This is a genomic window from Paenarthrobacter histidinolovorans (assembly GCF_014647595.1).
Lineage (GTDB): Bacteria > Actinomycetota > Actinomycetes > Actinomycetales > Micrococcaceae > Arthrobacter > Arthrobacter histidinolovorans.
Window position 1 is genome coordinate 64,048 of the sequence record NZ_BMPM01000008.1, and the last position, 12,680, is coordinate 76,727.

General features: G+C 64.4%; 11 protein-coding genes. 4 read left to right on the forward strand and 7 right to left on the reverse strand.

Annotated features, from left to right (window positions below; translation table 11 throughout):
* Positions 1-450: 450 nt before the first annotated feature.
* The 7 genes from IEY62_RS17100 to xylA form a co-directional block, all read right to left on the reverse strand.
* A complete protein-coding gene (locus IEY62_RS17100; protein WP_189020055.1) occupies positions 451-1,377 on the reverse strand; it encodes an aldose 1-epimerase family protein in 927 nt (308 codons plus the stop codon).
* Positions 1,374-2,909 carry an L-arabinose isomerase gene (gene araA, locus IEY62_RS17105; RefSeq protein ID WP_189020058.1) on the reverse strand — a complete coding sequence of 512 codons (1,536 nt, stop codon included), beginning with the start codon at positions 2,907-2,909 and terminating at the stop codon, positions 1,374-1,376. The genes IEY62_RS17100 and araA overlap by 4 nt, the downstream gene beginning before the upstream one ends.
* A gap of 57 nt (positions 2,910-2,966) precedes the next feature.
* Complete coding sequence (locus tag IEY62_RS17110) at positions 2,967-3,674, reverse strand: L-ribulose-5-phosphate 4-epimerase (RefSeq protein WP_189020060.1); 708 nt, start codon at positions 3,672-3,674, stop codon at positions 2,967-2,969.
* Positions 3,671-5,413, reverse strand: coding sequence for a ribulokinase (gene araB / locus IEY62_RS17115; RefSeq protein WP_189020062.1), 1,743 nt, complete (start codon positions 5,411-5,413; stop codon positions 3,671-3,673). Before araB ends, IEY62_RS17110 begins: the two co-directional genes overlap by 4 nt.
* 173 nt (positions 5,414-5,586) lie before the next feature.
* Positions 5,587-6,570 (reverse strand): LacI family DNA-binding transcriptional regulator, encoded by a 984-nt coding sequence (locus IEY62_RS17120; protein ID WP_189020335.1) that lies wholly within the window; start codon positions 6,568-6,570, stop codon positions 5,587-5,589.
* Positions 6,571-6,639: 69 nt separating this feature from the next.
* Positions 6,640-8,061: a xylulokinase gene (locus IEY62_RS17125; RefSeq protein ID WP_189020064.1), complete on the reverse strand. Its 1,422-nt coding sequence runs from the start codon at positions 8,059-8,061 to the stop codon at positions 6,640-6,642.
* Positions 8,062-8,146: 85 nt separating this feature from the next.
* Positions 8,147-9,334 (reverse strand): xylose isomerase, encoded by a 1,188-nt coding sequence (gene xylA / locus IEY62_RS17130; RefSeq protein ID WP_189020066.1) that lies wholly within the window; start codon positions 9,332-9,334, stop codon positions 8,147-8,149.
* Between the two features lie 141 nt (positions 9,335-9,475).
* Here xylA and IEY62_RS17135 point away from each other — a divergent pair, with 141 nt between their 5' ends.
* From IEY62_RS17135 to IEY62_RS17150, 4 genes are all read left to right on the forward strand, one after another.
* Positions 9,476-10,681 carry an ROK family transcriptional regulator gene (locus tag IEY62_RS17135; protein WP_189020068.1) on the forward strand — a complete coding sequence of 402 codons (1,206 nt, stop codon included), beginning with the start codon at positions 9,476-9,478 and terminating at the stop codon, positions 10,679-10,681.
* 100 nt (positions 10,682-10,781) lie between these two features.
* Positions 10,782-11,861: a YihY/virulence factor BrkB family protein gene (locus tag IEY62_RS17140; RefSeq protein ID WP_189020070.1), complete on the forward strand. Its 1,080-nt coding sequence runs from the start codon at positions 10,782-10,784 to the stop codon at positions 11,859-11,861.
* Positions 11,862-12,080 (forward strand): hypothetical protein, encoded by a 219-nt coding sequence (locus tag IEY62_RS17145; RefSeq protein ID WP_189020072.1) that lies wholly within the window; start codon positions 11,862-11,864, stop codon positions 12,078-12,080.
* 60 nt (positions 12,081-12,140) lie between these two features.
* Positions 12,141-12,602: a group II truncated hemoglobin gene (locus IEY62_RS17150; protein ID WP_189020074.1), complete on the forward strand. Its 462-nt coding sequence runs from the start codon at positions 12,141-12,143 to the stop codon at positions 12,600-12,602.
* Positions 12,603-12,680 lie beyond the last annotated feature (78 nt).

Sequence of the window (12,680 nt, forward strand, 5' to 3'; positions counted from 1 at the left end):
GAACAAGTGGATGGACCCGCCACGGCCGACCGGAAGTGCCCCGGCACTGCAAACGGGCCCGACCCGTTCCTTCCAGCTGGCAGCGGTTCGCTGCCTTAGTTCAGCGGTGAGTTGCTGGATGGTCACCCGGATCATCGAATGACTCGCAACACTCACGCACCTCACCGCTGGTTCGCCCAGCATTCCGGAGTCATGCTCGGCCCAGTCCCGGATCACAGGAGTCTAGCGATGGATCTTCACCTCCAGCCCGACTGGCAGCGCGCCTTGGGGCAACGTGTAGAAATTTGGAAAGCCGGGAAACTTTGCCGAGCAGGAACGGTGGAGGCTGTTATGCCGGACAACTCCATCCTTTGGCTTTCGGCCGAGGGGAATGCCGCGAGAGAAATGATCCATGAGGTTGACGGCTACCAGGTCTTCGCCCACTTCAAAGCGGGGCCTGATTCGTCGTAACTACAGCGCGTAGATGCTCCACGAAGCCGTGTGCTGTGCTCCGGGTTCCAGCCGGATCAGGTCCGTCCCGCTGTTGAAGGCGTCCGGCGGGCACGTCATGGGCTCCACGGCGAGGCCCAGGCGATTGGGCAGGGGGGCCGGCTTGTCAGCCGTATGGATCTGCAGCCAGGGGCAGCTTTGGTCCCAGGACATACCAACACCGGACATCCCAACACCGGACATTCCGACGCCGGTGCCCGCCGGGTCCCGCAGCGACAGCCGCGCCAGCCCGCCGTCGAACGTGATGTCCGTGAAGGCATGGTCGATTTCGGTGCTGCCGATGGGCCGCGCCGAGCGGAAGTCGAACGCGTGGCCAGCCACGGGTTCCAGCGACACGGGCAGGAGCCTATCCGGCGTGACTTCCAGGAAGGAGTCAGCGGCGAACTCGAGAACCCACTCGTCCAGCGGGGAGGAACCCGCCACCAGGTACGGGTGCGGGCACACGCCGTACGGGGCCGCGACGTCGGCCGCGTTCCGGGCTGTGACGGACGTGTGGAGCCCGGCGTCGTTCAGCACGTACTGTGCCGAAAGCTCCACGACGAACGGATAACCCTCGCTTGGCCCCACCGTGCAGCTCAGGGTGAGTGAAGCGGCGTCGGACTCCTTCAGCGTCCAGTCGAGCGGGAAGGCCAGGCCATGCAGCGCTGTTTCCCGCTCGGTTTCGTTGATCGGCAGTTGGTACTCGACGTCGTCGAAGGTGTACTTGCCATCGGCCACCCTGTTCGGCCAGGGCGCGGCGATGATGCCGCGATAGTCCGGGATTGGACCGCCTTCGGGAAACGGGACCACGAGGTCCCGGCCTTCAAACTGAAGAACGCGCAACGCGGCGGCGCGGGCGGCCACAACAGCGGTGTAGCCGCCCGCGCGCAGCGTGAATTCTGTACTCACAGGCCGCCGGCCAGCTTGTAGTAGGCGGCGTTCCACGCGAGTTCCTTCTTGAACTGCTTGATGGTGGTGTCCTCATCGATGGTGAGAAGTTCGGTCTTGGCGATTTCGGCGAAGTCCTCGAACACGTCCAGGCCCACCTGCGTGGACAGTACCGTGTGGTGCGCGGCGCCGGCGGTCAGCCACGCGGCGGCCGAGGTGGCGAAGTTGGGCTTTGGTTCCCAGAGTGCGCGGGCCACCGGCAGGTTGGGGAGCGGCTGGTCAAGGTCGACGACGTCCACCACGTTTGCCACCAGGCGGAACCGATCGCGCATATCGGACAGCGCGACGACGACGCCGGGGCCAGCGTCGGTGTCGAAGACCATGCGGACGGGGTCTTCCTTGCCGCCGATGCCCAGCGGGTGGATCTCAACCCGCGGCTTCTTGGCGGTGAGCGACGGGCAGACCTCCAGCATGTGCGCACCCAGGATCTTCTCGGAGCCGGGCTCCAGGTGGTAGGTGTAGTCCTCCATGAGTGACGCGCCACCGGGCAGATCGCCACCCATCACTTTGGCGGCGCGGACCAGGATGGCGGTCTTCCAGTCGCCCTCAGCGCCGAAGCCGTATCCGTCGGCCATGAGGCGCTGGACTGCCATGCCGGGGAGCTGGCGCAGTTCGCCGAGATCCTCGAACGATGTGGTGAATGCCGCGGAACCGTTGGCTTCGAGGAAGCTGCGCAGGCCCAGTTCGATGCGGGCGCTATACCGCAGCGACTCGTGGCGGGCGCCGCCTGCCTTCAGCTCGTCAACCACCTCGTAAAGGCGCTCATACTCGGCAACCAGGGCATCGACGTCGGACTCTTCAGCGCCATGCACGGCGTCGGCGAGTTCGTTCACGGACCATGTGTTCACCGAGACGCCGAAGCGCAGCTCGGCTTCGGTCTTGTCGCCTTCGGTGACGGCGACATTGCGCATGTTGTCGCCAAAGCGGGTCAGCTTCAGCGAACGGACGGCGGCCCAGCCCGCCGAGGCACGCTGCCAGGTGCCCACCTGGCGGGCGACCTCCGGGTTGCTGACATGCCCGACGACGGTCTTCCGCGGCACGCCGAGGCGCGACTGGATGTACCCGAACTCGCGGTCACCGTGTGCTGCCTGGTTGAGGTTCATGAAGTCGAAATCGATGTCCGCCCAGGGGAGGTCCCTGTTGGCCTGGGTGTGCAGGTGCAGCAGGGGCTTGCGCAGGGCGTCCAGGCCCTGGATCCACATCTTGGCAGGGCTGAACGTGTGCATCCAGGCGGTCACACCGATTACGGCATCATCCGAGTTTGCTTCCAGCGCGGTGCGGCGGATGGCGTCGGAGTCGGTGAGCACCGGCTTCCAGACGAGCTTCACCGGGACGTCGCCGGCAGCGTTGAGGACGTTGGCGATTTCCTGCGACTGCGCGGCGACCTGCTTCAGGACGTCCTCACCGTAGAGGTGCTGGCTGCCGGTGAGGAACCAGACCTCGTACTGCCCCAGTGACGTGGAGTTGGCTGATGTGTTGTTGGGGTTGGTCATTTCGTGGCTCCTGGGCGTGGCTTTTGACGTGGGCGGTGGCTGGTGGACTGGTCCGCGTCAGCGGCCGTAAACGTTCTGGTATCGGTCATAGAGAGACTCGATCTTGGCCTGATCGATGGGCAGCGGCTCTCCAAGCTGGCGTGAAATGTGGACTGTCCTGGCCACTTCCTCGCACATCACGGCGGCTTTGACGGCGGCGCGGGCGGACTTGCCGATGGTGAAAGGGCCGTGGTTCTGCATCAGGACCGCCGGGGAGTTGGAGTTCCTGAGCGTCTCAACAATTCCTTGGCCGATGGAGTCGTCGCCGATCAGCGCGAACGGTCCAACAGGGATGGGCCCGCCGAATTCATCGCCCATCATGGTGAGCACGCAGGGGATCTCCTCGCCGCGGGCCGCCCACGCCGTGGCGTAGGTGGAGTGGGTGTGCACCACGCCGCCGACCTCGGGCATGTGGCGGTAGACGTAGGCGTGCGCTGCGGTGTCAGAGGACGGCGAGAGGTCCGGGTTGCCCCAGTCCACAGTGCCGGCGCTTCCGGTGTTGATGCCCCGCACAGGTGTGCCATAAAGGTCTGTGACCACCATGAGTTCGGGGGTGAGCTCGTCGTAGGAAACGCCGGATGGCTTAATGACCATGAGGTCATGGCCCGGGATGCGGCCTGAAACGTTGCCCGCGGTCCAAACAACCAGTTCGTAACGGGTCAGTTCGGAGTGGAGTTCGCAGACGTCCTTGCGGACTTTTGCGATGGTGTCCAGGAGGTTGCTCATGCGGACACCCGCTCAGCGTCGTCGGAGGATGAGTTCGACGCCGGTCCGGCCGTCTCACCTGTGCCCTGCGTCTGGCGCTGGATCGCCTTGAGGCGGTGCATAACGTTGTTGGTTCCCCGGCCGAAGTAGTCGTGCAGGGCCTTGTATTCCTGAAAAAGGACCTCGTAGGCGGCCACGTTTTCGGGGATGGGAGTGTAGACGGCGCCGGGAGCGGCCGCCATGGAGGCGGCGGCTTCGCGGATGTCCCTGTACTTTCCGGCAGCAACAGCGGCGTGGATTGCCGAGCCCAGCGCAGGACCTTGCTCAGATCCGATCGTGGAGAGCTGCAGGCCGGTGATGTCGGCGTAGACCTGCATCAGGAACTTGTTCTTCAGGAGCCCGCCGGCCACGATGAATTCCTTGACTGGAACGCCCGAATCGCGGAAAGCGTCCACAATGGTGCGGGTTCCGAAGGCCGTGGCTTCCAGCAGCGCCCGGTAGCTGTCCTCGGGCTTGGTGGCCAGGGTCTGGCCCACCACCACGCCGGAAAGCTCATGGTCCACCAGCACCGAGCGGTTGCCCGAGTGCCAGTCCAGGGCGATCAGGCCATGCTCACCGATGGCTTGTTTCTCCGCGAGTTGGGTGAGGTACTCGTGGATGCCCAGGCCCTTGTCACCTGCGGCCTTGTGGTACTCAGGCGGGACGCCGTTCTTGGTGAACCAGCCAAAGATGTCGCCGACTCCGGACTGGCCTGCTTCGTAACCCCACAGGCCGTCTACGATGCCGCCGTCCACCACTCCGCACATACCGGGGACCTCGCGCAGGACATCGCCGTTCATGACGTGGCAGGTGGAGGTGCCCATGATGGCCACCAATTGGCCGGGTTCCACGGCGTTGGCGGCCGGTGCGCTGACGTGCGCGTCCACGTTGCCCACTGCCACCGCGATTCCCGCCGGGAGTCCGGTCCAGCCCGCGGCTTCTTCAGTGAGGTAGCCCGCGGCATCCCCCAGGCGCCCGATGGTGTGTTCCAGCTTTTCCGAAACGAAGTCCTTGAAGCCGGGGTTCAGCGCTGCCAGGAAATCCTCCGACGGGTACTTTCCGTCCTGGTAGATGCCCTTGTACCCAGCGGTGCAGGCATTGCGGACGTAACTGCCGCAGAGTTGCCAGACGATCCAGTCGGCTGCCTCAACCCAGTGGTCCATGGCACCGTAAACTTCAGGGTCTTCCTCGAGAAGCTGCAGGCCCTTGGCGAACTCCCACTCGGAGGAAATCAGTCCACCGTAGCGCGGAAGCCAAGCCTCACCGCGCTCGTCGGCGAGTTTGTTGATCCGGTCCGCCTGCGGTTGCGCGGCGTGGTGACGCCAAAGTTTCACGAATGCATGGGGACGCTCCGCGAAGCGTTCCAGTTCGTTCAGGGGGGTGCCATCCGCCGTCGTCGGAACCATGGTGCAGGCGGTGAAGTCGGTGGCGATGCCCACCACGTGTTCGGGGTTGATGCCGGCATCGGCGACGGCGGCCGGTACAGCGTTGCGGAGGACGTCGCGGTAGTCGTTCGGGACCTGCAGCGCCCAGTCGGCGGGGAGGCGCCGGCCGCTGCCGGGAAGGTTTTCAGTCACGACGCCATGAGGATATTCGAACACGCCGTTTCCGAGCTCGGCGCCATCCGATACGCGCACCACAACGGCGCGGCCGGACAGGGTGCCGTAGTCCACGCCGATGACGAACTGCTCATCGAGCGGACGGTTTTCAGAGGTATTCATGGGTGTCTCCATCCGGCTGGCCAGGGCCTCATTGCCGGGGGTCGGGGTGGAAAGTGCAGAAGGTCTGATGCAATTGTTAGCGCTCACAACTTTGATGTCAAGAGCAGGCCACAGCGGGGGCGGATAAGTGCGCTTTGTGGCTTCAGGACCGGGGCGGTCGGATCCTGGTTTGGCTAGCTGCGGAGTGCTGTGGTGGTCGAGCGGACGACGAGGCGGGGAGCCACAGTAGCCGCCGTGCTGGTGGCTTCGCCCTCGATGCGATCCAGCAGCAAGTCGATGCAACGTTGGCCGAGCTCTTCGAAATCCTGGGCCACGGTGGTCAACGGAGGAATGAAATATGCGGACTCAGGCTGGTCATCAAAGCCCACGACGCTGATGTCGTCCGGGACTTTGACGCCGGCTTCGTTGAAGGCCCGGAGCACGCCGAGCGCCATTTGGTCATTGGCTACGAAGATGGCAGTCATGGAACGATCTGCGGCGAGTTTCAGGCCTTCCCTGTATCCGCATTCGGCGCTCCAATCGCCCTCGATCAGGGTGCCGGGCTCGAGGCCGGCCTGGGTCAGTGCGTCCTCCCAGCCCTCGATGCGCGCGGCAGCGTCAATCCAATCCACCGGACCGGACAAGTGGCCGATCTTTTTGTGCCCGAGATCCAGGAGGTGTTGAACTGCCAGCTGTGCCCCTTGGCGCTGGTCAACGGTGGCTCCACTGAGGTGCTCGTCCCCGATCGAACCCACGGCCACCAGCGGCACTTGCGCAGTGATGTCCCGGAGCACGTCGAAGGTGCCGGGGTGGGGGACCGTCACCACGATGCCGTCCACGCCTTGGTCCATGAAGTGAGCAACGGCGTCCTTGATGGTCTCCGGTGTGACTTCCCGCAGACCTGCCACGCTGACGAAATAGCCGGCGTCCCTTGCCGCCTGCTGCACTCCCAGGAGTGTGTGGGACGGCCCGTATTGCGCCAGCTCGCTGCCCAGGACACCGATGGTTTGGGATCGCCGGGTCACCAGGCTGCGGGCTGCCGTGTTGCGCCGGTAGCCCAGCTCGGTGATGGCTTGCTCCACCCGTTCGCGGGTCTTGGAACTCACGTTGGGGTGGTTGTTCAGGACGCGGGAGACAGTCTGGTGGGAAACCCCGGCCACGCGGGCGACGTCCTCCATGACAGGCGGGCGGGCTGATGCAGATTGTTCAGAGCTCACCCTGTCACGATAGAGCACCGGCAACCATGATCAGCCGATAGTGGCCTTGGCGGCGTAATGGCGGTACCGCTCCAGGAAGGGTGGCACCCCGTTGCGGTCCACGGTCAGGCCATCCAAAGGCCATTCGGGCAACTGGCCCGTGAGGACACCCGCGGCTTGCCGCGCGGCGCCGTCAGCCACGTATTCTCCGGGTTTGGGAACGAACACCGGCAAGCCGAAAGCCGAGGCCGCCACCTGTTGGACGGCTTCGGATTGGGCGCCGCCGCCCACAAGGATGATGCGCTGCGCCTCTACACCCTGTGCCTGGAGTGCGGACAAGCCGTCAGTCAACGAACCAACAACGCCCTCTATTGCAGCCCGTGCAAGGTTGGCGGGCTTGTAATTGGACAGGGTGAGGCCGTGGAGCGAACCGGTAGCGTCAGGGAGGTTGGGGGTCCGTTCGCCCTCGAAATAGGGGACGAGCGTCAAGCCGTCGGCGCCCTCCGGGGCGGAAAGCGCCAGCTCTCCCAGCTCTGCCAGGCTCACACCAAGCAGCGCCGCGGTGGCGTCGAAGATCCGCGTTGCATTCAGCGTGCAGGCCAGCGGAAGGAAGTTGCCCGTGGCGTCGGCGAAGCCGGCCACCAGCCCGCTGGCATCCTGGGACGGGACATCCGAAACCGCGAAGACGGTGCCGGACGTTCCGATCGAAATAACAACATCCCCGACGGCGGCGCTCACGCCAAGTCCGGCCGCAGCGTTATCGCCCGCTCCCGGGCCGATCAGGGCGCCGGCAGGGGTCTTGCCGACTGCCTCCAGCGGCCCGACCACCCCGGGCAGGATTGGCAGGTGCCCGAGCGTGCTCTCCAGAACGTGGGGAAGGTACTCGCCGGTGGTGGCCGAAAAATACCCGGTGCCGGAGGCATCGGAGCGATCAGTGCGCAGGAACTCCAATGATTCCGGTCCGGTTCCCGGGCCGTGACCAGCCAGACGCCAGGACAGCCAATCATGCGGGAGACACACTGCAACCGTCCGCTGCGCATTTTCGGGCTCGTTGCGTGCCAGCCAACGCAGCTTGGTGGCGGTCAGCGACGCCACCGGAACTGTCCCGGTGCTGCTCGCCCAATACGTGGACCCGGCAGCTGGATCACCCTGTCCGGCGTCGAGGATCAGCTCCTCGGCGTCGCGTGCGGAGCGGGTATCGTTCCACAAAAGTGCGGGACGGACTACCTCCCCGGTTTCGTCGAGGCACACCATGCCGTGCTGCTGTCCGCCGACGGAAACGGCCTCGACGTCGTCCAGGCCGCCTGCTGCTGCGATGGCCTCCTGTAGGGCTGTCCACCAATGATCCGGGTGGACCTCGGTGCCTTCAGGGTGGGAGGCCCGGCCCTGGCGGACCAGGGCGCCGGTGGCTGAGTCCCGGATGACCACTTTGCAGGACTGGGTGGAGCTGTCGATCCCGGCTACGAGAGGCATGCGTTGTTCCTTTGGCGAACCGCGCCGGGCCCGCCCAGGAAATCCTGGACAAGCCCGGCGGCGGGGTTGCAGTGGGTAGTGGGCTTTAGCGGGCGCCGAGGAGGTGCTCGATGGCCAGCTGGTTGAGGCGGACGAAGGCGAACGAGCGTTCGGCGGCCTTGTCGGCGTCGAACGTGTCGAATGCGCTGGCGTCTGCCAGCAGGTCCGCAGTGGTTTCGCCCGCGCCCAGCGTGCTTTCGCCAAGTTCGAACACGCCCGAGGTGGCCAGGGCTTCCTGGACTTCGGAATCTGCACGGAAGGCCAGGGCGCGTTCCTTCAGGAGCAGGTACATGGACATGTTGGACTTGGCTGATTCCCAGACGCCGTCGTAGCCGTCGGTGCGGGAAGGCTTGTAGTCGAAGTGGCGGGGGCCGGTGTACTTGGCTCCGCCGTTGGGGAAGCCGTTCTCCAGCAGATCGACCGTGAAGAACGCGCTGGTGAGATCGCCGTGGCCGAACACGAGGTCTTGGTCGTACTTGATGCCGCGCTGGCCGTTGAGGTCGATGTGGAAGAGCTTGCCGGCCCACAGTGCCTGGGCGATGCCGTGGGTGAAGTTCAACCCGGCCATCTGCTCGTGCCCTGTTTCCGGGTTGAGGCCCACAATGTCGCCGTGTTCGAGCTGGGCGATGAATGCCAGGCCGTGGCCGACGGTGGGGAGGAAGATGTCGCCGCGGGGTTCGTTCGGCTTGGGTTCCAGGGCGATCCGCAGCTCGTAGCCCTTCTCCTTGATGTACCCGGCGGCGGTGTCCACGCCTTCCTTCATGCGGTCCAGTGCTGCGGAGAGGTCCTTGGAGCCGTCGTATTCGCTGCCTTCGCGGCCGCCCCACATGACGAACGTCTCGGCGCCAAGTTCAGCTGCGAGGTCGATGTTCCGGAGGATCTTGCTCAGCGCGAAGCGGCGGATGGAGCGGTCGTTGGAGGTGAATCCGCCGTCCTTGAAGACCGGGTGGCTGAAGAGGTTGGTGGTGACCATGGGCGTCTTCAAGCCGGTCTCGGCCAGGGCTGCCTTGAAGTTCTTCAGGATGAGATCGCGCTCGGAGGCGCTCGCATCGAAAGGAATCAGGTCATTGTCGTGGAAAGTGATGCCGTAGGCGCCGAGTTCGCTGAGTTTGTGAACGGCTTCCACGGGATCCAGGGCCTGGCGGGTTGCTACGCCGAAGGGGTCGGCGCCGGTCCAGCCAACAGTCCAGAGACCGAAAGTGAACTTGTCTGCAGGGGTGGGCTGCGGGGTCATGATTGCTCCTTTGCAAGGCAACGGGAATGGGGGTGGAAAAGACATCCCAATTAGTTTTCAATCTGAACTATATGGGTGATGATGGATCATGGTCAATGGAAGTCCGCAAGAATTTTTGAATCCGTGAGGAGGTCCCTGCTGATGAATGAGCCAACCGCGCCCGGACGCGTGGGCGACGTTCGCCGTCGAAACCTCTCTTTGGTGCTGGATTCGATCGCCAAAACCGTGGATGCCAAGCCCAGCCGCGCCCAGCTCGCCGCCGGCACCGGACTCACCAAGGCCGCGGTTTCCAGCCTGGTGGCCGACCTCGTGGAGTCCGGCCTGGTATCCGAGGTTGGCCTGTATCGCGACGGGGAGCGGGGCCGGCCCGGCCAGGGCCTGGAGCTCAATTCCCGACGCGGGGTGGTGGGCATGGAGATCAACGTTGATTACCTGGCAGTGGGCTTGGTGGACCTTGCCGGAAACCTCCGCTTCCATTCGGCCGTCGAGTCCCGGAACCGCGGAGTACCGCCGGCGCGGGTCATGGAGCAGCTGGCAGGCCTGGCTGCCGAAGCGAAAGCTGCGGCGGCGGCAGAGGATATCGCCATCCTGGGTGGTGGCCTGGCCGTGCCTGGATTGGTGGACGAAAAGAGCAATCTGGTGCTGTCCGCCCCCAATCTTCATTGGGAGGATGAGCAGTTGCATCCGCAATCGCTCCTGGACGGCGCGCCGCTTGGCGTCAAGCTGTCCAACGAAGCCAACAGTGCAGCCCTCGGTGAGCTTTGGTACGGCGGAGGAGCGCCCGACTTCCTCTACGTTTCGGGTGAAGTGGGCGTCGGTGGCGGCATCATCATCGGTTCTGAGCTGTATACCGGTCCTGGCGGGTCCGCCGGCGAGCTGGGCCACATTGTGGTGCATCCGGAAGGTCCCCACTGCTCGTGCGGCGGGTGGGGGTGCTTGGAGACGTTCGCGGGTCAGGAAGCGATTTTCGAGGCCGCGGGCATCGCCGAAGGCACCCTGGGCGAACGGACCGGGCTGCTGCTGGCGGCTTTGGCGGCACGGGAAGCCAGGGCTGCGGAAGCGGTTCGCGACGCCGGTCGCTACCTGGGTGTGGCCCTCGCCTCGGCCTCGAGGTTGATGGACATCGAAGCGGTGGTCCTGGGAGGGCATTTCGCGGTCCTGGGGGAGTGGATCAGGCCGTCACTGCTGGACAGTTTGGAGCGCTACGCGCCGGGACTGTTGGCTCCGGAGAACCTGACGGTCTCCCGTTTGGAGCATTCCGGGACGCTCCTTGGCGCCGCCGGACAGGTCATCCGCTCTGTCATAGAGTCGCCCTTCGAGTTCCTGCTGGCGAGCAAACTGGCCTGAATCGTGGGCAAGTCCAGCCGGGTCCTTCCATAGCAATCATCAGCATGCTTACTATTGATGGGTCAGCTGTTCGCGCAAACTACCCACGGACGAGTGCCCCATGACCACACAAGACTCAGCCCACACCAGCACAAGCAAAGCGAGGACCGCGCCCTCCCCGGAAGACTCACGGAAGCCGGACAGTCCCAACGACCTCGCCAAGCCTACGTGGACATACATCGCCAAGCGCACGCTGCGCGAGTTCAGCAAGGACCAGTGCCCGGACGCGGCGGCGGGTCTGACCTACTACGCCGTGCTCTCGCTCTTCCCGGCGCTTCTGGCGCTGGTTTCCCTCCTGGGTCTCTTTGGCGACGCGGGCAAGACCACCTCGGCGATCCTTGATATTGTCCAGCAATTCGCACCGGGCCCGGGCGTCGACGCCATGCGGCAGCCCATTGAGGAGCTCACCCGCTCCAATGCGGCAGGATTCGCCTTGATCTTCGGCATCCTGGTGGCGCTCTGGTCCGCCTCCGGATACACCACGGCCTTCAGCCGCGCCATGAACCGCGTCTACGAAGTGGACGAAGGCCGCGGCTTCGTGAAGCTGCGCGGCACCATGCTTGCCGTCACCATCGTCGCCGTGCTCGGAGCCGCGCTGGTGGCAGCAATGCTGGTCCTCAGCGGACCCGTAGCTGAAGCCATCGGTGGGGCAATCGGACTTTCCGAGGCATTCCTGACCGTCTGGAATATTGCCAAGTGGCCCGTCCTCATTGTGATCGTGGTGGCCATCATTGCCGTTCTCTACTACTTCACCCCCAACGTCAAGCAACCCAAGTTCCGGTGGATGAGCATGGGTTCGCTCATTGCGCTGGTTATTTTCGCCCTGGCGTCGCTGGGCTTCGGTTTCTACGTGGCCAACTTCAGCAATTACAACAAGACCTACGGGACGTTGGCCGGCGTCATCATCATGCTGCTTTGGCTGTGGATCCTGAACATGTCCCTGCTGTTCGGAGCCGAGTTCGATGCTGAAATGGAACGCGGCCGCCAACTCCAGGGCGGCATTGAAGCGGAAGAAAGCCTCCAGCTTCCGCCGCGTGATACCAAGCGCAGCGACAAGCAACAGGAAAAGGAAGAGGAAGTGGTGCGCCGCGGCGAGGAGCTCCGCGAAACCCACGGCGACGACGCCAGGAAAGATCAGTAAATGGAAAAGATCCAGCCTGCGGGCAAGGACAAGAAGCTCAAGACCGTCAGGAGCGGCGACCACGTGCGGATCGGCGGTGAACTCTTCCAGGTCAGTTCAGTGGAACCGCAGACGGATTCGCCGAACATCAGGCTCGAACTGCAAGGGCACGACGGCGGCTCGGTCACCTTGATCGGCCTGCCCAAGACCCGCGTGGAACTGGCGTTGAAAGCCACGTGAAGTTTCGCCTTTGGTCCCTTCCCTTCACACCCGCCCACTGCGCGTGCCATGGTTTCCACTATGGAGACGGTGTATGACGCGGCCGGTGGTGAGGACTTCTTCCTGAAGCTTGCGCAGGCTTGGCACGTCAGGGTGGTCGAGGACGAGGTGGTGGGGCACGCCTTCCGACACGGCGTTCACCCCCAGCACATCCAGAGGCTGGCAGCTTATTGGAGCGAAGCGTTGGGCGGCCCTCCGCTGTACTCGGGCACTTACGGCGACGAAACGTCGGTGGTCCGGATGCACAGCGGGAACGGTCCCCACGACGAGATGAATCGGCGGGCGGTGGAGTGCTTCGACCGTGCGTTGACCGATGTGGGTGTTGTGGATGATCCGCTTCGTGGCATCCTGCATGACTACTTTGCCTGGACCACCACCAACACCATGGCCCGCTACGAACGCTCAGCCGAGGATGTTCCGGCCGGGCTGCAAATGCCGAAATGGTCATGGGAGGGGTTGGAAACAGCTGAGGCGTCCGGCTGAGGACGCGCAAATGGTGTGCTGCGGAACTAAAAAGCGGGCCCCTGCCGTGACCTTGGCAGGAGCCCGCCGGCTTTTGGA